Annotated in this window: 19 protein-coding genes; 4 read left to right on the top strand and 15 right to left on the bottom strand. The window is 49.4% G+C overall.

The window, feature by feature from the left end; genetic code table 11:
• Positions 1 to 268 precede the first annotated feature (268 nt).
• From DHAF_RS00500 to DHAF_RS00490, 3 genes are read right to left on the bottom strand one after another with little or no spacing between them, the layout of a single operon-like run.
• Positions 269 to 886, bottom strand: coding sequence for a lactate utilization protein (locus DHAF_RS00500; RefSeq protein WP_005814942.1), 618 nt, complete (start codon positions 884 to 886; stop codon positions 269 to 271).
• A 3-nt stretch (positions 887 to 889) separates the two neighbouring features.
• Entirely contained in the window at positions 890 to 1,327 is a 438-nt protein-coding gene (locus tag DHAF_RS00495; protein WP_005814944.1) for a hypothetical protein, read from the bottom strand.
• Positions 1,317 to 1,529, bottom strand: a complete 213-nt coding sequence (locus tag DHAF_RS00490; protein ID WP_005814946.1) for a helix-turn-helix transcriptional regulator — start codon at positions 1,527 to 1,529, stop codon at positions 1,317 to 1,319. The genes DHAF_RS00495 and DHAF_RS00490 overlap by 11 nt, the downstream gene beginning before the upstream one ends.
• Before the next feature lie 205 nt (positions 1,530 to 1,734).
• On the opposite strand from DHAF_RS00490, the gene DHAF_RS00485 reads away from it, so the two are divergent.
• Positions 1,735 to 3,594: a heavy metal translocating P-type ATPase gene (locus DHAF_RS00485; protein ID WP_015942566.1), complete on the top strand. Its 1,860-nt coding sequence runs from the start codon at positions 1,735 to 1,737 to the stop codon at positions 3,592 to 3,594.
• Positions 3,595 to 3,756: 162 nt separating this feature from the next.
• Here the strand turns inward: DHAF_RS00485 and DHAF_RS00480 are convergent, their stop codons facing one another.
• The 9 genes from DHAF_RS00480 to DHAF_RS00440 all read right to left on the bottom strand — a co-directional run bounded on the left by DHAF_RS00480 (position 3,757) and on the right by DHAF_RS00440 (position 14,138).
• The gene (locus DHAF_RS00480; RefSeq protein ID WP_005814952.1) at positions 3,757 to 4,698 is read right to left on the bottom strand and encodes a ribose-phosphate diphosphokinase; all 942 of its coding nucleotides are present in this window, start codon (positions 4,696 to 4,698) and stop codon (positions 3,757 to 3,759) included.
• Between the two features lie 14 nt (positions 4,699 to 4,712).
• Positions 4,713 to 6,074: a bifunctional UDP-N-acetylglucosamine diphosphorylase/glucosamine-1-phosphate N-acetyltransferase GlmU gene (gene glmU / locus DHAF_RS00475; protein WP_015942565.1), complete on the bottom strand. Its 1,362-nt coding sequence runs from the start codon at positions 6,072 to 6,074 to the stop codon at positions 4,713 to 4,715.
• Between the two features lie 187 nt (positions 6,075 to 6,261).
• The gene (gene spoVG, locus DHAF_RS00470) at positions 6,262 to 6,516 is read right to left on the bottom strand and encodes a septation regulator SpoVG (protein WP_005814955.1); all 255 of its coding nucleotides are present in this window, start codon (positions 6,514 to 6,516) and stop codon (positions 6,262 to 6,264) included.
• 247 nt (positions 6,517 to 6,763) lie between these two features.
• The gene (purR, locus tag DHAF_RS00465) at positions 6,764 to 7,600 is read right to left on the bottom strand and encodes a pur operon repressor (RefSeq protein ID WP_011458918.1); all 837 of its coding nucleotides are present in this window, start codon (positions 7,598 to 7,600) and stop codon (positions 6,764 to 6,766) included.
• Between the two features lie 11 nt (positions 7,601 to 7,611).
• Positions 7,612 to 8,331, bottom strand: coding sequence for a GntR family transcriptional regulator (locus tag DHAF_RS00460; RefSeq protein ID WP_005814961.1), 720 nt, complete (start codon positions 8,329 to 8,331; stop codon positions 7,612 to 7,614).
• On the bottom strand, positions 8,324 to 9,196 hold the full coding sequence (gene ispE, locus DHAF_RS00455; RefSeq protein ID WP_015942564.1) for a 4-(cytidine 5'-diphospho)-2-C-methyl-D-erythritol kinase: 873 nt from the start codon (positions 9,194 to 9,196) through the stop codon (positions 8,324 to 8,326). The genes DHAF_RS00460 and ispE overlap by 8 nt, the downstream gene beginning before the upstream one ends.
• Positions 9,197 to 9,396: 200 nt before the next feature.
• On the bottom strand, positions 9,397 to 10,311 hold the full coding sequence (locus DHAF_RS00450; protein ID WP_015942563.1) for a Fic family protein: 915 nt from the start codon (positions 10,309 to 10,311) through the stop codon (positions 9,397 to 9,399).
• Positions 10,312 to 10,539: 228 nt separating this feature from the next.
• A complete protein-coding gene (gene cphA, locus DHAF_RS00445; RefSeq protein WP_015942562.1) occupies positions 10,540 to 13,197 on the bottom strand; it encodes a cyanophycin synthetase in 2,658 nt (885 codons plus the stop codon).
• 119 nt (positions 13,198 to 13,316) lie between these two features.
• Positions 13,317 to 14,138: a cyanophycinase gene (locus DHAF_RS00440; RefSeq protein ID WP_015942561.1), complete on the bottom strand. Its 822-nt coding sequence runs from the start codon at positions 14,136 to 14,138 to the stop codon at positions 13,317 to 13,319.
• A 140-nt stretch (positions 14,139 to 14,278) separates the two neighbouring features.
• Between DHAF_RS00440 and DHAF_RS00435 the strand changes: the two genes are divergently transcribed.
• On the top strand, positions 14,279 to 14,626 hold the full coding sequence (locus DHAF_RS00435) for a L,D-transpeptidase (RefSeq protein WP_011458915.1): 348 nt from the start codon (positions 14,279 to 14,281) through the stop codon (positions 14,624 to 14,626).
• A gap of 53 nt (positions 14,627 to 14,679) precedes the next feature.
• Here the strand turns inward: DHAF_RS00435 and yabG are convergent, their stop codons facing one another.
• Positions 14,680 to 15,513, bottom strand: a complete 834-nt coding sequence (gene yabG / locus DHAF_RS00430) for a sporulation peptidase YabG (protein WP_011458914.1) — start codon at positions 15,511 to 15,513, stop codon at positions 14,680 to 14,682.
• 146 nt (positions 15,514 to 15,659) lie between these two features.
• Here yabG and DHAF_RS00425 point away from each other — a divergent pair, with 146 nt between their 5' ends.
• Positions 15,660 to 16,517 carry a glycosyltransferase family 2 protein gene (locus DHAF_RS00425; protein WP_011458913.1) on the top strand — a complete coding sequence of 286 codons (858 nt, stop codon included), beginning with the start codon at positions 15,660 to 15,662 and terminating at the stop codon, positions 16,515 to 16,517.
• Positions 16,518 to 16,602: 85 nt separating this feature from the next.
• Positions 16,603 to 17,316 (top strand): heparan-alpha-glucosaminide N-acetyltransferase, encoded by a 714-nt coding sequence (locus DHAF_RS00420; protein WP_011458912.1) that lies wholly within the window; start codon positions 16,603 to 16,605, stop codon positions 17,314 to 17,316.
• Here the strand turns inward: DHAF_RS00420 and DHAF_RS00415 are convergent.
• Entirely contained in the window at positions 17,306 to 19,072 is a 1,767-nt protein-coding gene (locus DHAF_RS00415; protein ID WP_011458911.1) for a methyl-accepting chemotaxis protein, read from the bottom strand. The genes DHAF_RS00420 and DHAF_RS00415 overlap by 11 nt on opposite strands.
• 232 nt (positions 19,073 to 19,304) lie before the next feature.
• Positions 19,305 to 21,071, bottom strand: coding sequence for a methyl-accepting chemotaxis protein (locus tag DHAF_RS00410; RefSeq protein WP_015942560.1), 1,767 nt, complete (start codon positions 21,069 to 21,071; stop codon positions 19,305 to 19,307).
• Between the last annotated feature and the right edge of the window lie 353 nt (positions 21,072 to 21,424).

The raw sequence follows: 21,424 nt of genomic DNA, 5'->3' as shown, positions 1-21,424 counted from the left end.
ATTTTTCCTCTATCGAAATTTAGTTTATTATGTCGTAATTTGCTTAGCCACAATTGCCGATTCCCGGAAGCTTTGCTACACCTGAGCTAACAGTATTTTTTTATTGGAAATATTTATCCAAATAATAAAATTTTTTCTTGTACAAATTTTCGCCTATATCCTGCCAATTCCTTCAACTCATACCACGGTCCCAATGGGAGTATTGACTGGCGGGTTGACCATCACCATTTCAGCTTCAGCGAACAAGACATCCGCTAATTCCAAACGGCTAATACCCTATTTCCATATCTATAATAATAACCTTGATTCTGTCTTTGACGAACTGGCCCGTAATCAGGACAAAATCATTGCAAATCCGCTGGGGATGCCGGCAATCCACACACCTGTTCAGTTTGGTACAGGGTGTTTCTTTTTTCAGCCGTTTAGCATCCATTGGAGCGGCAATTTGCCGAACACGCTGAATGGCACTCTCTACATCCTCCGTGATTTTATTGGTCCCTACCACAACAATGACCTGTCGGGGGCCATAAATCATGGGGGCGACCCGGCTACCATTCCCATCGATATTGAATAGCTTTCCATCGGTGGTGACGGCATTGGTTCCTGTGATAAAGGTATCTGCGGCAAAGTTTTGAATATACAACCTTCGCTTATCTTCAGAGGTCAGGCCCGGCACGTATTTATCATAAAAAATATAATCCCCCTTGCGCAGGAAATCAAAGACCCCCAGCTCTTCTAATGTCACCGAATCGCCGCAGCCAACCGTCTGTCCCTTTTCCATCAGACCGGACAAAAGCGCCATTAATTCCTGCCGATTATGGACAAAATACCCTGCCATGTTGTTGCGCTGCAAGCCGGCAATCGTCCGTTCGAGCATTCCAACCATACCTCACATCTCCTTCTGATATTTAGCAAGATAATACACCATGGTAAATACAACTAAGAGATAGGCCCCTACTAAAGCCAATATCACCTGAAGAGCCACCTGCATGAGTGCGAATCCTAAAAGCAGTGCGCTGTATAGCACCAACATCAGGTCGTAAGCTTTGGCCTTGGCTTGGTTGCTGATCGCTATGTTACGCTCGTCCTTTTCTTCGATTTCCACCTGCCTGGCGGTTTCCGGATGTTTTTTGAATTGACGGAGCTTTATCGCCGTCCCCAGATTGCTGCCGAATACACCTGCGCCGACCCCAACACAGATATAGGGCAAGGTGCGCAGCATCCCTTCGGCATCCCCCTGCCATTTTATAAGTCCTAATCCGACAGCCAACAAAACAAGCCCCAGCACCGTCAACCCCATATATTTTTTGACGCTGTCATTTTTCATCGTACTCCTCCTCTTCATAGATAAAAATCTCTTCGATGCTCATCCCGAAAAACCGGGCGATCTTGAAAGCCAGTATAATGGATGGATTGTAGCGCCCATTTTCCAGCGAGCCGATGGTTTGCCTGGATACCGCCAGGGCGGCGGCCAACTCTTCCTGCCGAATCCCGCGCTGCTTGCGTATTTCTTCCAACCGATTCTTCACTGTCGGCCTCTCCCCTTTCTATGGAAAGCACACTTTCCATAAAAAGAATAACATTGCCAAACAAAAATGTCAAGCAAGCTTTCCATTGATTGTGGGGTTTCACCTGCAAAGGTATTTTTATTGACAAACCCATACCCGTAGGGGTACAATACTTTCGTTATATACATATACCCCTATAGGTATATAGGAGAAAGGAGTAAGTGATGTGCTAACATTTTTCAAGAATGAGGAGAAGAGAACGATTCTTTTTCTCGTTCTTTCTCTTCCCGCTTTGATCATGAGCTTTTTTGAAATCGGTTCATTTCCTGTCGACCCTGCCTGGATCGCTATTCTGCTTTGCGGTATTCCCATTATCAAAGGCGCCATTGTCGGACTCGTCACAGAATTCGATATCAAGGCGGATGTTCTTGTCTCCCTTGCCTTGATTGCCGCCATCTTTATCGGCGAGATCTTTGCTGCCGGTGAAGTGGCATTTATTATGGCCATAGGTGCCTATTTGGAGGAACGTACCGTCGCGAAAGCCCGGGCGGGTATAGAAAAGCTGGTACACCTTACCCCGACAACAGCGAGACTCGTCAATAATGGTGAGGAAAGGATTGTTCCCGCCGAGCAGGTTAAGGTCGGTGATGTCCTGCGCGTGCTGGCCGGTGAAACGATTGCCGTTGACGGAATCATCATCAGCGGTCAAACCTCTGTCAATCAGGCGGTCATGACTGGTGAATCCTTACCGGTTGATAAGAGCACCGGAGATGAGGTTTCCAGCGGAACCGTTAATCAGTTCGGTACTTTCGATATGCAGGCCACCAAAGTCGGTGAGGACAGCTCCCTGCAACGGATGATCCGGCTGGTTCAGTCAGCCGATGCGGGAAAGGCAAAGATTGTCGGCATCGCGGACCGATGGGCCACCTGGATTGTGGTCATTGCCTTGTTTTCTGCCGGAGCCACCTGGTTCATCACCGATGAGATCATCCGCGCCGTGACCATTTTGGTCGTCTTCTGCCCCTGTGCTTTGGTGCTGGCCACCCCCACGGCCATTATGGCGGGCATTGGCAATGCTACAAAGTTTGGCATCCTTGTCCGGGAGGGCGATGCCTTGGAAAGACTCTCCATGGTAAAACGAATGGCCTTTGACAAAACAGGGACCCTCACCTTTGGCAAACCTGATGTAGCCGCCGTGGAGAGCTTTGATCCCAGCCTGTCTGCCGACGAGCTCCTGGCCTTGGCTGCTTCTGCAGAACTGCGTTCCGAGCATCCGCTGGGAAAAGCGGTTGTCGCCCATTACAGGACCGCCGCCAAGGCTTCTCTGCCGGAGCCCCATGATTTTCGGATGCTGGCGGGGCGGGGTGTTTACGCAGTCGTGAATAACCGCACGATCTATGCCGGCAATGGAGAGCTGCTGCAGGACAACGGCATTCCTCTTGCCCAAGCCATCATAGAAAAGGCAGCGTCCTACAGAAATGACGGCTGCACCATCATCTTTGTTGCCATAGACGGCCATGCTTCAGGTTTTATCGCTTTATCCGACACTTTACGGCCTGATGCCGTGGATATGGTCAGGAATCTTGAGAAATTAAACGTCACAAGCGTATTGCTGACCGGCGACAACCATCATGCCGCTTCCCATATGGCAAAGATTGCTGGAATTCATGATATCCATACCGATTGCCTGCCCGAAAATAAACTGGCTGTAATCGAGCAATACCAAAGCAAAGGAGATTTGGTCTGCATGGTTGGCGACGGGGTCAACGATGCTCCTGCACTGAAGAAGGCCCATGTCGGCATCGCTATGGGAGGAATCGGCAGTGATATTGCCGTGGATGCTGCCGATATCGCCCTGGTCAGGGATGATATAAAAAATATCCCCCATCTGTTTGCCCTGTCCAAGCGGACGATGAACACTATTAAAATCAATATGGCCCTTTCTATGGTTCTTAACTTTGGCGCTATTCTTCTGGCTATGTTTGGGCATCTCGGGCCTGTCGTAGGTGCCTTAGTACACAATGTGGGATCGGTGGTTGTTATTATCAACTCATCACTGTTATTAAACTGGAGGAAATCAAAATGAGCGAATGGTTGTTCTTTAAATTCGTATTTTGATAGCTATAATCCACGCAAAAAATCAGAAGGAAGGGACCTCATCCCTCACTTCTGATTTTTTTGTCTAAAATATCCACTCTCCCTGACCATCACTATCTTGCGTAGCAAGCAAGCTTCCTGTGTCCGGGAATTAACTGAACAGCTTACTGACAGAAAGGTCCTCATGAATACGCACGATGGCCGCTCCTAATAGGGGAGCAACAGAGAGGACTTTAATCTTGGAGATCATTTTTTCCGGATGAACGGGAATGGTATTGGTGATAACCACTTCCTTGATGACGGAATTCTCCAGGCGCTCAAAGGCTGGGCCGGATAATACGGGATGAGTACAGCAGGCATAGACATCCTGAGCTCCGCGATCCTTCAAGGCTTGAGCTCCTTGAGTAATCGTCCCGGCAGTGTCGATGATATCATCGATCATAATCACCTGTTTGCCTTGAATATCACCGATAACATTCATAATCTCTGATACATTGGGCTCCGGACGGCGCTTGTCGATAATGGCCAAAGGCGCTCCGATCCGCTCCGCCAGGTTGCGGGCCCGTTGTACTCCGCCATGGTCCGGGGAAACAACCACCACGTTCTCTAATTCTTTGCTCTTAAAATACTCCGCCAGGATGGGCACACCGGGGAGATGGTCCACCGGAATATCAAAGAAACCCTGGATGGCCGGAGCATGGAGATCCATGGTTACCACCCGGTCGGCACCGGCAGTGGTGATCAGATTGGCCATGAGCTTGGCTGTGATCGGATCCCGGGCTTTGGATTTGCGTTCTTGACGAGCATATCCGTAATAAGGGATAACTGGAGTGATGCGGCGAGCCGACGCTCTTTTCAGGGCATCAATCATAATCAAGAGTTCCATGATATTATCATTGGTCGGATTACAGGTGGGCTGAACCACAAAGACATCCGCCCCCCGGACGCTTTCATCAATGGCGATGGTAATTTCTCCGTCCTTGAAGCGTTTTACTTTAGCCTCTCCCAGAGGAACCCCCAGATAATCAACAATTTCTTCCGCTAATGCCCGGTTGGCATTGCCGCAAAAGATTTTCAACTCCTTGACAGACATTCCAAAATATCCCCCTACTTTTTCTTATTTCGAACCCAATTTTCGATATGTTTTTGGGTGCTGCGCTCTATAGCCAAGGTATTGGCCGGTACATTCTTGGAGATCGTGGATCCTGCTCCTGTCACTGAGCCTTCACCAATTTCCACCGGGGCGACAAGATTAGTATTGCTTCCCAGAAAAGCCTTATCCCTGATAATTGTTTTATATTTATTGACCCCATCATAATTGCAGGTAATGGTACCTGCACCTATATTCACAGATTTCCCTACTTGGGAATCGCCTACATAGCTAAGATGGGGAATTTTTGACCCTTCGCCAATCTGGCTGTTTTTAATCTCGACGAAGTCCCCCACCTTTACCTTATCCTGGAGAACCGTACCCGGCCGCAGGTAAGCATAGGGGCCGATGGTGCAATGGCCGCCGATCACGGCTTGATTGCCCACCGTATGAGACACTTCTGAGCCTGCTCCCACAGTACAATCCGTTAAGGTTGTATGGGGACCGATGACCGCATCCTCGGCCACCTGGGTTCTGCCTTTCAGAATGGTAAAGGGCTGCAGGACCACATCCGGCTGAAGCACTACCCCGGCTTCGATAAAGGTGGAGCGGGGATCGATGATAGTCACCCCTTCCTCCATCCAATAGGACAGAATCCGTTGGCGAGCCACATCTTCGGCCGCCGCCAGCTGAGCCCGGCTGTTGATTCCCAGCGCTTCATGGACATCCTCAGTACAGTAGGTGCGGATGACTTCGCCCTGAGCATGGAAAACAGCGAAGACATCGGTTAAATAGTATTCCCCTTGAGCGTTCTTGGGGGTTATGTTCTTCAGGGCCTCCCTAAGCTTGGCAACATTGAAGCAATAGGTTCCTGTATTGATCTCTTGAATCAGCCGTTCCTCGGGAGTAGCATCTTTCTCCTCCACCACCCGCAAAAACTGATCTCCCTCTTTGAGAATTCGGCCTAATCCGTGAGGATTTTCAAAACAGGCCGTTAAAAGAGTGGCTGCCGCATTATGTTCGATATGAATTCTGACCAAATTCCGGAGAGTCTCCGGCCGGATCAGGGGCTGGTCTCCACTTAAAACAATAATATGATCAACCTCATGGCAATGAGGAATTGCTTGCATGATCGCATGCCCTGTTCCACATTGTTCTTCTTGAACCACCACTTCCGTCCGGTCGTCCAAAGTGGCCTCGATCTGTTCTCTGCCATGGCCCAGAACAACCATGGAACGGGGGATTTCCACGGAGCGGACACAATCCAAAACATGTTGAAGCATGGGTTTTCCAGCCAGTGTATGCATGACTTTAGGCAACTTGGACTTCATTCGGGTACCTTTGCCCGCCGCCATAATCACCGCAGCCCAATGTGGCATAAACTTCGCCTCCATCAATAGTTTACCCTGATTCGTATTCAATACCCAAAAAACTTTAATTCGTCAAAAAACAGCAAATTCCTCTTTCATAATACATTTTCTCTGTCTGTTTTTAATCTTTCAACCAGATTCTCTATCTATCTCATGAGCAAAAGAGACCCTGGAACAGGGTCTCTTAATGCTTGTCTTACATTGCTTCCTGGTAAGCCTTTAATACTGCGTTTTGAATCACTTCGCGGGCTGCAGAAGAGATAGGGTGTGCTATATCACGGAATTCACCTTCCGGAGTCTTCCGACTGGGCATAGCAACGAAAAGCCCGTTTGTCCCTTCCACTACTTTCACGTCGTGAACGACAAACGAATTGTCAAAAGTGACGGAAACAACGGCCTTCATCTTGCCCTCGACATTCACCTTACGTACCCGTACATCAGTAATGTTCATTATGAATCACCACCCTTCTCATCCCGGTGACCAGCAATATTCTTACCAAATATATTCTCTATATGGTAAAAAACTCCTTCTTTTAAGCGAAAAAATTCTTTTTTTCGCTTATATGCTCCGTTCTTTCCTCTTTAGGGACTTTTCAGAGCGATAAAGGAAACCCGGCTTCGCCGAACCTTAAATCCATACTCACAAATGAGGTGAAGTCGCTGGTTGCACTTATGCTTAGAAAGTATACAGCGCAAGCTTATAATTTCTGATAGTGCAAGAAGCTGTTCTGCGGAATCACCTGGACGACTCCCTTAACGGGATCCAGCTCCCTGAGCTGAAGAAGGGATAAATAATGATCGACAAGTTTAGGTTCTTCTTCCCGGGGTGTCTCCATCAGAACCCCCAGACCGACCACATCGGCATCAAACTCTTTCAAGAGATTAATCATGCCTAAAGCGGTTCCGCCGGCCTTCATAAAATCGTCAATGATCAAGACCTTCCGCCCTGGCTCCAAGGCTCTTCGCCCCAGGGTCATGGACTGAATCCGTTTGGAAGAACCGGAAACATAATTAATACTGACAGCGGTTCCTTCCGTGACCTTATTGCCATGACGAATGATGACCATCGGTACCCCTAAAGCCTCTGCTGTAACCAGGGCCAAGGGTATGCCCTTTGTCTCGATGGTAACCACCACATCGGGCTTTTTCTCCCGAAAAACACCGGCAAAGATCAAGGCTAAAGGACGTAAAACAGCGGGGTCGTAAAGAAGATCCGTCATATAGAGGAAGCCACCGGCCAAAACCCTGTCCTGGCTGCTCAAGCGCTCTGCTAAACTTATGAGAAATCCGCCGGCATCCTCTGCTGAAATCTCCGGAATATAGCGAACTCCCCCGGCAGCACCGGACACAGTCTCCAAACGTCCCTGACCTGTGCAGCGCATGCTTTCTTTAACGGCCAGCAAATCTTCACTGATGGTGGATTTGGCAGCGCCAAACCGCTCAGCCAGCGTGGTCAGAGGGATCAACATATTGGGTTTTGACATAAGTACTTGCATCACAGCAACCATTCGCTCAGCGCGTTTCATCTTTTCCACGGACTAACCCTCTATTCTTTCTCAGAATTGGCTTCACTGTCCTCCTTAGAGTCTCCCTGTTCCTTAGAAAGGCGCAGGGCTTCAAACATCACATTCTCGGCCGTCACAATATGAGCCATAGCTAAAGTTTGCGCCTCTTCCACGTCATGACGGGCCAGGGCCTCCACAATGCTGCGGTGTTCATCAATGGCATTCTTAAGCCGCCCCGGAACGGACAGGGAGGTAGCACGGAACCGTTGGATCTGCTCCCGCAAATTGGCCAGAATCTGAATCAAGCGTTCATTGCGGCTGGCCTTGTAGACCAAAGCATGGAAACCCGTATCTGAGTCCACCATCTGATCCAAGCTCATTTCCTGGCCTTCATAATAAAGGAGAAATCTTTCCATCTCTTCGATTTCCTGATCCGTAGCCCGTTCTGCCGCCAGTCCGGCAGCTAAGCCTTCCAAAGCGGAACGGATTTCAAAAACGTCCGCCACATCCTTATGGGACACTCCCGCCACATAAGCCCCTTTGCGAGGAATCATGACGACGAAGTTTTCCAGCTCCAGCTTACGGATGGCTTCTCTGACCGGGGTGCGGCTTACGCCCATTTCTTCAGCCAATTGGATCTCCATTAAGCGTTCACCGGGTTCAAGGACGCCATTGATAATGGCTTCACGCAAGGACTCAAACACAATCTCTCTTAAGGGTTTATAACTATCGAGTTTAACCGGTACCAGTTTTCTACCCATAAATATTTCCCCTTTCCATAGTATGCGTTACCCAGACATGATAGTTTCTTTCCCGCCATATCGCTGCAATTTTTTCCGCTTGTTCTTCAGTTTGAACGATTCCAAACACTGCGGAGCCGCTGCCGGACATCAAAGCTCCCAGACAGCCGTTCTGCTTCATTAATTCTTCTTTAACCCAGGCTATTTCCGGGAGAAGCTTCATAGAAGCCGGCTCTAAATCATTATAAAGAAGAGGGATAAGGCTTTCTGCTCTCCCGGATGCCAAAGCCTCTTGCCACCCGGCATAATCCAGATGAGAGAATTTTCCTTCCTGATCAAAAGCCCGATAGGCTTCAGCAGTATTTACCCCTTGGTCGGGTTTAATGAGAACAAGGTTGATTTTCGGAGCATGAGGCAGGCCTTTTAATTCTTCACCCACACCGGTTGCCCATTGGGTCCCGCCTTTCAGGCAAAAGGCCACATCCGCACCCAGCTGAGCGGCAAAGCTCTTCAGTTCCTCTTCAGTATAGGGCTCTTTAAAAAGCTTATTCAGAGCCTGCAAGGCCGCAGCGGCATCGGCGCTTCCCCCGCCCAATCCCGCTTGGACAGGGATATTCTTCTCGATGTCAATGTGAATACCCTGGCTGCTTCCCAGTCCGCTTAAAAAAGCTTCCGCCGCCCGGTAAGCCAAATTCTCCGGGCCGCTCCACTCTCCGCAGGAGCACTGAATTCCCCCCTCTGCCAAAGTCACCCGTATCCGATCATAGATTCCTATGGACTGCATAACGCTTTCCAATTCATGATACCCATCGGGACGACGGCCTGTTATGGCCAGAGCAAGATTTATTTTGGCGTAGGCGAACATTTCAACCTGATTCTTAATCATTACCCTATCCCTTCCGAACGTTCGAATCGTATTTCTATACATTATACCCTAAAACAGCTCTGTTCTTCTAGTATCTGCATTATTTTATTATTTCATAATTACAGGGGATTGCCTGCAGTTGCCGCATACACCCATAACATAAATAAGACAGCCACTGAGGGAGATGCCCCTAGTGGCCGTTTGGAATGTCATCGTATCAATCATAAAAGAATATCCAGGTATCGTTTCAATCGTTCCTCTAAATACCCGGCCACCATTTCCACCATCGGTGCGGCAGTCTTGTCCTTATAATAGCTATCGAAGCAGGCATAGTACCGCTTCCTATCTGCAAACTTTACGTCAATAGGCGGATAGCCCTGCTGCATCAGCATAAGATTAAGCAGCAACCGTCCAGTGCGTCCATTACCATCAATAAAAGGGTGAATACCCTCAAACTTTAAATGAAATACAGCGGCATTCTCTAGGGGATGGCGCTTTTCTTCTTTTTGCGCAGCGATAAGCTGTTCCATCTGTACTGGAATCCGATAGGGTTGGGATGGCTCATGGTAGGCGCCCGTGATCGTGACAGGGATTCTGCGGTACACGCCTTTGTCGTCAGGTCTGTCCATCAGCACCAGTGAGTGGATGTCCTTAATAATCTTTTCAGAAACCGGCGCCTTTTCTGTAACGAGCCGTTGGATATATAAAAACGCATCCCGGTGACCCACAGCCTCCAGATGATCTTTGAGCGGCTTTTGGTCTATCGTAACGCCTTCCAACACCAGGGCGGTTTCCCGGAGTGTAAGGGTATTGCCTTCAATAGCGTTGGAGTTGTATGTGAACTCTACAAGGAATTCCTCCTGCAAACGCTTTAATTCTCCTTGGGTGAAAGGACGACGCTTGCTAATCTGTGATTTGAGTGCATCAACCCGTGCGAATAGAGTGGTGTATTCTTGCGGAATAATTTTGCCGCGCAAAATGCGGCCATCAAGCGGCTTGACAGAATCAGCAGGTATTCTGTATGAACGGCCTTCCCGAATAACACCTTCAATTTTTCCCTGTTCGCAGAGCAACCGCACACGTCGATCTGAAAGCCCCCATTGTTCAGCTGCTTGCTGCACACTGATATATTCCACGATAACACCTCGCTTCTATATCCGTATTATACACCATTTTCGGAATAATATAAACAAACACGGTTTATCCTAAGATATTGTTCCGATTTTTCATTGTGGAGCCGGCGTAATGAAACCCGGGCTCATGCTGGACACGATAAAAAAGCTATCGTTGCCAGGCACGCTCTCCCTCTGCTGCACACTTGGTTTAGCAGTAAGGAGAGCAATTTCATGGCGATAGCTTTGAAACTAGATGGCCCCCAGATTTGCCACTTCAAGAAACCCTTCTTCTTCTTTAGCCAATGGACCGCTTTCAAGGCGGAGGGCGATTTCTTCCTCAATGGGCTCCAGATGTTCATAGAACATCACAAAAATCTCTCCCGGTTTGCAGGTGTCCAAGCCGTGGCAGAAGGCTTCCCGTTCCGGCAGAACCACGGAAATTCGCCGGGGATCCATACCCGAGGCAATCGCCTCCTCCATGATCATCCCCGCAATTTCGCCGGGCCGCCTTCCTCTCAGATCTCCATCCTCGCGAATAATCAGGCGATGAAAGCCCCGGGCTGCTACCCGGGCTACTTCCCGGATGGTTTCATCCGGCCGGTCCCCCGGCACGGTCACACACCCCACCACTGCGGGAGCTTTAAACTTCCTCAGGGTCTGGGCAATGGCTTTAATCCCCGCCGCATTATGGCCATAGTCGATGAAGACCTGAACCCCCCCAATCGTATAGGGGTTCAGACGTCCGCGATTGCACTCCGGATCCGAAGTAAATTCCGATAAAGAGGTGCGGATTCCCTCGGCCTTAAGTCCCAGGGACCAGCCTACGGCGATGGCCGCCAAAGCATTCTGCAGATTATGGAGGGCTTTACCGTTCCAGGTCACCGGCAGATCTTTGACTCCGCAGATTTTATGGGATTGATCCCCCTGACAAAGGAGAATATTCCCCCGGCGCACAAAGACGGCGATACCTCCCACAGCCAAATGTTTGCGTATGGTCAGGTTATCCTTTTCGGTACTGAAGAAAATGACTTTGCCTTTGGTTTTCCGGGCAAAGGAAGCAACTAAGGGATCATCAGCGTTGAGAACTACATAGCTGTGAGGACGAACGACCTCGGCGATAAGACTTTTGACATGGGCAATATCTTCCAGGCTTTCCATGCCATACTGACCGAGATGATCGTTGGCCACATTGGTCACCACAGCCACATCGGCATAATCATAGGCCAGACCGGCCCTCAATATCCCACCCCGCGCCGTTTCCAGCACAGCCACCTGAACATCGGGGTGGCGCAGCACGATCTGAGCACTTTCCGGACCGGTGGTGTCTCCTTTAAGCAGCAGCTTACCCCCCACATAGATACCATCTGTAGTGGTCATGCCCACCGCCAGCTCCCGATCCGTCAGCATTTTGCCGATCATCCGCGTGGTTGTGGTCTTGCCATTGGTTCCGGTCACCGAAATGACGGGAATTCTTCCGTTTCCTTTAGGCATAACATGGTCAACGATGATTTTCCCCACATCCAAAGGCCGGCCCACGGTCGGGTATTGGTGCATTCTCAAGCCTGGTGCCGCGTTGACCTCAATGATCGCTCCCCGCTGCTCCTGGTGAGGGCGCTCAATATCCTCCAGGACCATATCGACTCCCGCGATATCCAAGCCCACGATACGTGCCGCATACTCAGCTAATGCAGCATTATCAGGGTGAACCCGCTCTGTCACATCCACGGAAATTCCCCCGGTGCTTAAGTTGGCGCTGTCCCGCAGATAAACGACCTCCCCGTCGGCGGGTACCGTCTCCAGGGCGATCTTTTTTTGGGTCAGGGTCATCAGCACAACAGGATCGATTTTTATCTTGGTTAAGGCCTTCTCATGGTCCTCCCCCCGCTGGGGATCGCTGTTGGCCAGCTGAACAAGCTCTCCCACCGTGGAAACGCCATCCCCGATGACATGAGCTGGAATGCGCTCGGCGGCCGCCGCCATTTTTCCGTCAACCACAAGCAGCCGGTAGTTCTTTCCCTCAATATACTCTTCAACTACGACCTGCTCCTCGTAGGTCTGAGCCACTCGAAAGGCCGCCCTGACTTCAGCCTCGGTCCCGAGCTTGAGGGTTACTCCCTTGCCTTGGTTACCGTTATAGGGCTTGACCACAACAAGTCGATCCAGCTGCCGGAACACCTCCACCGCCTCGTCTTCATTCCGGGTAACCACCCCGTCGGGAACGGGGATGCCCCCCTCATAAAGCAGCTTTTTGGTCAGCCCTTTATCACAGGCGATATCTACACCGATACAGCTGGTCTGATCGCTCATGGCGGCCTGCACCCTCTTCTGGTTGCGTCCATAGCCTAACTGGAGGAGACTGCTGTCATTTAAGCGTATGACGGGAATACCCCGACCCTCGGCAGCTTCGATAATGGCCCGGGTGGAGGCGCCCAGTTCAAACCTTTGGATGACTTCCCTGATGCGCTCAATCCTGTTTGTGACATTAGGTTTTTGTCCCGCCAGCAGCTCCTGCACCAGCGCATAGCCCTGCTTGAAGCCCTCGAGTCCTCCTTCAAGGGAGTCGTAGTTGAAAATGATCTCATAATGGCCTGGATGCTCAGGCAGACATAGGGTTTTCCCATAAGGTATGTTCTGTCCTGCACGAGTCAGCAGTTCGATGGTTACGTGCTCAATAATATGTCCGACCAAGGTTCCTTCCTTCAACCGTTCTACAAATCCTCCCGGTTTGCCCCGGGAGCAAAAATGCTCGTAAAGACTGGGCAAACATTGAACCAGGCGAGTATTAAAGTCTCCAAAGGTATCGCTAGTTCGTTCTGTCCATTCCTGGAGATCCACGACGGCCCGGATGACTGGTCGGTAACTGTAGACATTAGCTCCCGGGATCGCCTGGATTTTCAGTATCTCCATTGTGATATTTGTCCTCCTTCAACCCATGGGAAAAGTACACCTCTAGTATTTTTACCTTTTTCCGGTACAATATTCGCTTTTCGGTTTTTCCAGGTGTCTAAGGGAAATACCCAGGCCAATCACCCACCGGAGGGAGTCTCGTTCAAGCTTGCCGCCCTCCTCTTCAGATCAAAACGATAGCCGTCGGATAAGATATGCATGAGCACAGGGGTGAGAACCAGGGCTTGGCCCGGCGAAATTTCCGAAACATTGCTGGCCATGGTGGGGGAAGCGTCCACCACCGTAACGGTCTGGCTGCCTACCACTGTAAAATGGCCGTCTGAGTAAACAAGGATGGAGGTATCTTCGTCAATTCCTACTCCCAGCACATAAGGATTCTGAGCGATAGCCGTGAGCAGGCGGCCGATGCGGCCCCTTTGGGCAAAATGCTGGTCCACGACAACAGAATGAAGCAGACCCAGACCGGGGGCCATGGTCAGGGTGTCTTTTTTGGGCGTGCCTGCCTCCCCGCCCACGATCATGGTATCGGACATGACTGAAGCCCCGGCACTGGTTCCGGCAATGATCACTCCTCTTTGATAGAGGTTATGCAGGGTTCTTCCTAAGCGGGTTCCTCCCAAAATTCCCGTGATACGCAGCTGGTCTCCTCCTGTGAAAAAAATTCCGGTAGCCTTCTGCAACTCCTGGGATATGGATTCCCGATTGGCTGAAACCCTTTCCGCTATATCCAGAACCTGTACCTCTGCGGCCCCTAAGTTTTCAAAAAGCTCCTTATATTCCGAACCGACCTGCTCCGGCATTTCCGTGGCGGCGGTCAGAACCACTACCCGGCTTTCCCTTCCTCCCGCTTCCTGGATAAACCGCTTCAGTATTTTGCACTCTCCCTTTTTGTCTTCAGCTCCGCCAATAATGAGGAGCTTGCCTTCCACATAATGATTCATGTCATTCCTCCCTTTAATCACTGAAAGAAGTCTCGTTCAATGCCTCTCTTATTTTCCGCTTTAACCCCCCCGGATTATTCAGAATCTAAAAGGATCAAGAAAGCATACACTGATTAAGAAATAGGGAAGGAGGTAACCTGATGAATCCGCTACCCCAACGCAGAATTATCATTCGCCGTTCTTCACGGCAAATAGAACTTTATGATGGCAATCAACTTTTGGCCTGTTATCCCTGTGCCGTAGGCAAAAGTTCAACCCCTACTCCTTTAGGGAACTATGCGGTAGCCACTAAGGTCATGAATCCCGGCGGGGCCTTTGGTACCCGTTGGCTCGGCCTGTCCCTCCCCGACTATGGGATTCATGGGACAAATAAGCCCGCCAGCATCGGTACTCAGGCATCCTTAGGCTGTATTCGTATGCATAATCATCATGTGGAGGCCCTCTACGATCAGGTTGGTGCAGGGACGCCGGTAATTATCACGGAGTAGGCTGCTAAAAATGCATGAGCGCCTGCGTTCATCTGCGCAGGCGCTCATCATCATCAATAAGGACTTCTCGGATATCCCTTGCGGAGCTGACCCCGGGTTTCGATTCCTCCCAGGCCGTCAGTCCCGGTGACTGTATGCTGAATGATTTCCTTCAGGGATACCATCTGATCGATGGGGGTAAAGGCGATTCGCTCGACGATAAAGACCGGATCAAAAGCATGGATCAACGTCCTTTTGGGCGAGGAGGCAAAATTGGCCCCCGCTCTGATAATGGCTTCATAATTGGATTGGCAGGCCCCGGCAAAGATCACCAGGGCATCCCGATTGGGTTGGAAACGGCGGGCCTCCAAGACGGATTGCACGAAAAAGCGTGAACTCCGATAGCTGTCAAGGCTCTTAAAATCCTTTTTTCCCTTGAGAAACCCGTCATGCCCCGTGAGAACCACGATGTCTGTGGGGTTTTCCTGAAGAACCTGCCGTATCTTCTTGGGCTGCTCCGCTTCAGATATACAGATCCCTTTAGCATCCAGTCCCAGCTGCTGATATGTCTTGATGCATTGACTCAGATATTCCTCATCCCCGTCCAGATGCAGCACCCGCCCCGGGATTTCATAGAATTCATCCTGAACCTCCGGAACATACTTACGCTGATTGACCACGATTTTCAGCTTGTTATAAATATCCTGGTAATCCTCCCGTTGGTAATGGGCAACCTCTGACGGCTCTTTTTCCACCAGATCCTGAAGAGGTGCATCGGCTATAAGCCTGAGATTTATGCCCTTTAAGATTGCAATCCGCTCTCCCTTAATCGACATAATCTGCTCGATACGAAAAAATAAATCTTGTTTATGGGATTTTCTAGCCACAATATCGCCAACTTTTAACATGTGTGCCCTCCTTCCGACCTCTCTCTATATCCTATGACCGATGAGAAAAAACGGCATATAAATATAGAGAAAACTCTGCCCGGAAAGCAAGAGCTCTTATTCCTGATCACTGAAATTGAAAATAAGCTTCCCTGAGGAGAGATAGCATGTATGATGTGGTCATTCCTGCCCAAAATGAAGAAAAAAGCATTCTGGCCGTCTTAGCCACGGTCTTGAAATTGCCCATAAAAAGAGTCATTCTGGTCCTCAACGGCTGTACTGATCGGACCCTTGATTTGACCCGCACTATCCTGGATCAGCGCATCCATACCATTTACTTTGCCGAACCCCTGGGCATTGATGTTCCCCGGGCTATTGGGGCCCTTTATGCCCGTTCTCTCCATACTCAGGGCGTGCTCTTTGTGGATGGCGACACCTCGGGGGATATTTATGATGGCTTAGCCAAACTCCTGGCTGCCTTAGCCGATGGTACGGATATAGCCCTGACCAACTGCTATCCCTACATTACTCACCGGGCTAAGCTGGCTAATCTCGTCCTCCGCTTCCGGGGAAGTTTGAATAAAGAATTAGGCTATTTTCAGCTATTAGGCAATGCCACTCCCACCCACGGTCCCCATGCCCTGTCTGCCAAAGCGCTGGAAGTTCTTATGCCTGAAGCCATTGCCATTCCCCCCCTGACCCTGGTCCTGGCCAAGCGCTTCGACCTTAAGGTCAAAGTGGCCACCTCCATACGCCATCAGGACCTTAAATCCCCCCGCAAACACCGCCGCCATGCCCGTCTCATCGCTGAAACCATCATCGGTGACTGTGTGATGGGGCTGACTTTGGCCCGCAACGAGGAGGTCACACGTTCGCTGGGAAAACACAAAATGCTGGGTTATCATCCCGAACGACGCTTCGATATTCTCCAGCTTTGGACGGAATCTTTAATCACCACCCACTCCTATTGCGAAAACCATTTAATCATTCCCAGGGATACACCCTGGTTGGGCGGATATTCTTGAGGCAAGTCCCTTGGTGTTGGGTTTTCAACCTGATATACTATAGGGAGGTCCGTGGCTTTGATTAATTCTGAGAGGATGAAGCCTTTTGACTTCCACCCGCTTTCCCATTATTGATAGTTTGCGCACTCTGGCTCTCGCTTTAATGATTACGTATCACCTCATCTATGATTTAGATCAATGGACCGGTTTGGCTGTTGATGTAGACGCTCTTTTCTGGTTTAGCATCGGTAAAACGGCTGCTCTGCTTTTTATCTTTCTTTCCGGCTTAAGCAGCGGCTTCAGCAAGCATCCCCTTAAAAACGGATTGCGGGTCTTATTTTTTGGGATGATCATTACCCTGGTGACTTATGTGACCTTTCCTGAGCAATATGTCCGCTTTGGGATTCTCCACTTCTTAGGGGTTATGATGGTTCTCTATCCCTTGATTCAAAAACTTCCCAACGGTGCGCTCATTCTGGGCTCCGTTTTGATCATCGCCGGCGGCTTGATCATCAAAGACCAAGCGGTGAACACCCCTCTGCTTCTCCCTCTGGGATTTATGTATCCCGGCTTTGCCACCATGGACTTTTACCCTCTGTTTCCTTATAGCGGCGTCACTTTGCTGGGAGTCCCCTGTTATCGTTATTTCTTTGCTGAGCACAGCAGGACCAATGCCTCTGTCCCTCCGGCGGAAAAGAGCAAAGCGGCCTACCCCATGGTTACATGGGTCAGCCGCCATTCCTTATGGATTTACTTAATACATCAACCCATTTTACTTGGGCTTATTTTTGCCTTAAAGGCCATTGCCATTATATCTTGAATTTGTGAAGTGCCTGCTCCATATCTTCGGTCATTTTGGCCAGCAATTGGCTGGAAGAGGCGATCTCTTCCACAGAAGCCGATTGCTCCTCCGTTGAAGCCGACACATTGAGAGTCTGTTCGGCAATGGATTTGCTGATCTGGTTGACTTCATGGATGGAGGCAACAATCCGTTCATTGCCCTGAGAAATTTCTTCAATCTCATGAGAGATTCCCCGAACCTGCCCGGTAACCTCTTGAATAAGGCCGGCAATCTCTTCGAAAGCGCTGCCTGCTTCATGGACCACCTTGGACCCAATCTCAACCTCTTGTGTCCCGTTCTTCATCGAGTCTACGGCCTTATGGGTATCCTCCTGAATTTCCCCAATAAGATCGGCGATTTGTTTGGCGGCAATCTGAGATTGTTCAGCCAATTTGCGGACCTCTTCGGCCACCACCGCAAATCCTCTTCCCTGTTCACCGGCCCGGGCTGCTTCGATGGCGGCATTGAGAGCCAAAAGATTGGTTTGATCGGCGATCCCGGAGATGGCTTCAACGATCTGTCCGATCTCCTGGGAACGGACTCCCAGGTGCTCCACTAAGGAAGCACTATGGTTGACCGCCTTTTGGATACTCTCCATTTGCTTGACGGTGGTATGGATGGATTGCTGGCCCTTGTCAGTGGCTTTGGCTGTTCCTTCGGCTGAACGAACCACATATTCCGTATTGTTCAGCACTTGACCCATTCCTGCCGCCATTTCTTCCACCACAGCCGCCACGTCATTCACTGCGGTCATCTGCTTTTCCGTCCCCTGAGCCACTTCGGTGATCGCAGAGGCTACTTCATTAGCCGCCTGGGCTGATTGTTCGGCTCCTGCGGACAATTGTTGAGAAGAGGAGGCGATATGTTCCGAAGCCAGGGAAACCTGTTTGACCAATTGGGTAAGGTTCTCTGCCATGTGGTTAAAATCCTGAGCCAGCTGACCCAGCTCATCCCTTGAATCCACTTGGATTTTCTCAATCCTCAGATTGCCTTGGGCCACTTCATTGGCACCCTGGGCAACCTGTTTGACCTGCCTGGTAATACCCTGGCTGATTTTAAAGCCGACGGCGCTTACGATGATTAAACCAAGAATCATGGCGACAGAGATGCTTATAATATCCTTGGACATTTGTTTTTGATAGATCAGCTCTTGGGCAATGACCTCTGTCTCAATATCGTCCACCCAGTTCCCGGTTCCTATAACCCAGCCATAGGGCTCAAAGAGCTGGGTATATCCTCTCTTGGGGGTGGGCTCCGTTTCATTGGGTTTAGCAAATTCATAGTCTGAGTAGCCTCCGCCACTAAGCGCATTTTTTATAAAGCCATCCCGTACATAGGCATAGCCATTAGGGTCCACTGCATCAAGCCGGCTCTTCCCTTCGGTATCCCGCCCCAGGAGAACCACATTAATTCCTTCAGTGGTATCAACCCAGAAATAGTTCTCCCCGTCAAAGCGAAGCTCCCGAACCAGGTCGGCAGCCTTGGTCTTAGCCTCCTCCTCTGAGAGCAGGCCTGCCTGCTGCTCTTTATATACCTTGTCAATGACGCTGATGGCAATCTCTACATCTGTCTTAATCCCCCGATCATATTCGGCAAAGAGGGTTTCCCGGTAGCTCTGGACATTGTTTTTCAAAATGTCGATTTGCCGGTAGATATTATACCCTCCCACAATAATGCTCATCAGCATGGATGTAAAAATAAATGCTAAAATTAGACGCGCTCTGATACTTTTCAATCTTCTTGCTCCTCCCTTGTCTTTATGATTTTTTTCTAAAAAATATATTTAGTTATGTAAAATCAGGCAGCGGTCAGACCCCTAAGCCATTATTAATTAATTCACCATATAATGCAATATAATTTTATTGATTTTGTCTATTTCGAAAACTTTTTATTTTCTAAATAGTATAAAGGTCACAGCTTAGCTGTGACCTTTATACTATTTCCTAGGACTTTAGAACTATTTTCTTTTATACTTTGAATTTTGCCAGAATCTTCTCCAATTCCATGGCCATATTCTCCAATACCTGACAGGAAGAAGCGATTTCTTCGACAGAAGCGGACTGCTCTTCAGTGGAGGCTGAGACACCATAGGTCTGATCCGTAATCTCCCGGCTGATCTGATCCACTTCTTCCACCGCCCGAATGATCCGCTCATTTCCCTGGGATATTTGCTCAATCTCAGCGGATATATCCCGAACTTGCCCGGTCACCTCTTGAATAAGCTCGGCTATCTCTGCAAAAGCGCTTCCGGCTTCGACGACCACTTTTGCCCCTTTTCCTACTTCATGGGTTCCCTCCTGCATAGCCTCCACAGCTTTCACCGTATCCCCCTGGATTTCCAAGATGAGGGCGGAGATCTGCTTGGCCGCCCCTTGGGATTGCTCCGCTAACTTCCTTACCTCTTCAGCAACCACGGCAAACCCTCGTCCTTGTTCACCTGCCCGGGCTGCCTCAATGGCTGCGTTCAGGGCCAGAAGATTGGTCTGGGCTGCGATGCCGGAGATGGTCTCGATGATTTGACCGATCTCCTGGGAGCGAAGACCCAGCCGTTCTACCAATTCTGCGCTATGGTTAACCACCTTTTGGATATGATTCATCTGTTCAATGGTGGTCTCTACAGAACCCTGGCCTTTGGCAGCGGCTTGAGATGTCTCTTCAGCCGAGCGAACCACATAGCCTGTATTGGTCAAAACCTGTTCCATCCCTGCCGCCATTTCCTTCACGACTTCGGAAACTTCACTGACAGATCTTATTTGTCTTTCCGTACCCTGGGCAACGTCGGTGACTGCCGCAGCAACCTCCATAGCCGCTTGGGCAGATTCTTCCGCTCCGGAGGAGAGCTCCTGAGCAGTCAGAGATACTTGCTCGGAGGCGTAGGCCACCTTTTTGACCACTTCCGCCAGGTTATCGGTCATTTGATTAAAATCACCGGCCAATTGACCCAGCTCGTCCTGGGTATCCACCACAATCTTGTCAATGGTCAGATTACCCTGTGCGACTTCCCTGGCTCCTTGGGCGATGCGCTGAACCCTTTGGGCAATGCGCCCGCTGATGACAAAAGCCAGAACAGCCACCACCCCAAGGCCGATCACCATGGCGGCGACTACTTTAATAATATCGTTTAACATGTGTTGGTTATAATACATTTCTTTTTCACTGACTTTGCTCTCGATATCATCAACCCAGTTCCCTGTGCCCACGATCCAGGCATAAGGCTCAAAAAGCTGTGTATAGCTCCGCTTGGGCTTAGGTTCTGATTCATTGGGTTTGGCGAATTCATAATCTGTATACCCGCCGCCCTCCTGCATACCGTTTTTAATCAGTTCTCTTATGTAAAGAAAGCCACTGGGATCTACCGCATCAATCCGGCTTTTTCCCTCTGAGTCTTTACCCAGATAAACCACATTGATTCCTTCAACGGTATCCACCCAGATATAATTGCCCTGATCGAAGAGAATAGTGCGCACCAGAGCCGCCGCTTTTTCCCTGGCTTCCGCTTCAGTCAATAATCCTTCCTGCTGCTCTCGATAGACTCCCTGAATAATGCTTATTGCGATCTCTACATTCATTTTAAGGCCCCGATCATATTCCTCATACAAAGTCTTGCGATATTCATCCACATTGTTTTGCGTCAGCACTGTTTGGTTATAGATATTAAACCCACCGACAATGCCCGCCATCATGATGGATGTGAGAAGGAATACCAAAATCAACCGAGTTCTAATACTTTTCAACCGCCGTTCCTCCCTCTTCCCGTTTACATAATTGACAAAATTTCCATTTTCGAGTAATCTCTTCACTTTTGATGCATTGAAAAGATGTTGCGGGTAGTGTAATATTTGGAGTAGATTGTTAATTCCAAATTTTGTCCCTTGGGAGGATATACCACTCAACAAAATAGGACAAACAATTTAAAATTAAAATAGCTCTATTTTACTTTGTATTATTACTAAAAAGTACACTTTTGGCAAGAATATTCTGAACTTATTTGCACAGAAAATTTCTTTAAAAAAATTTATTTTTCAATTGAAAGAATTGTCCAAATTGTTATACAATTATATTGACATGCTTAGACTGGATTTATCTC

It is taken from the genome of Desulfitobacterium hafniense DCB-2 (assembly GCF_000021925.1).
Classification (GTDB): domain Bacteria; phylum Bacillota; class Desulfitobacteriia; order Desulfitobacteriales; family Desulfitobacteriaceae; genus Desulfitobacterium; species Desulfitobacterium hafniense.
Note: the sequence above shows the minus strand (reverse complement) of the source record. Positions and strands in the feature narration are given on the sequence as shown.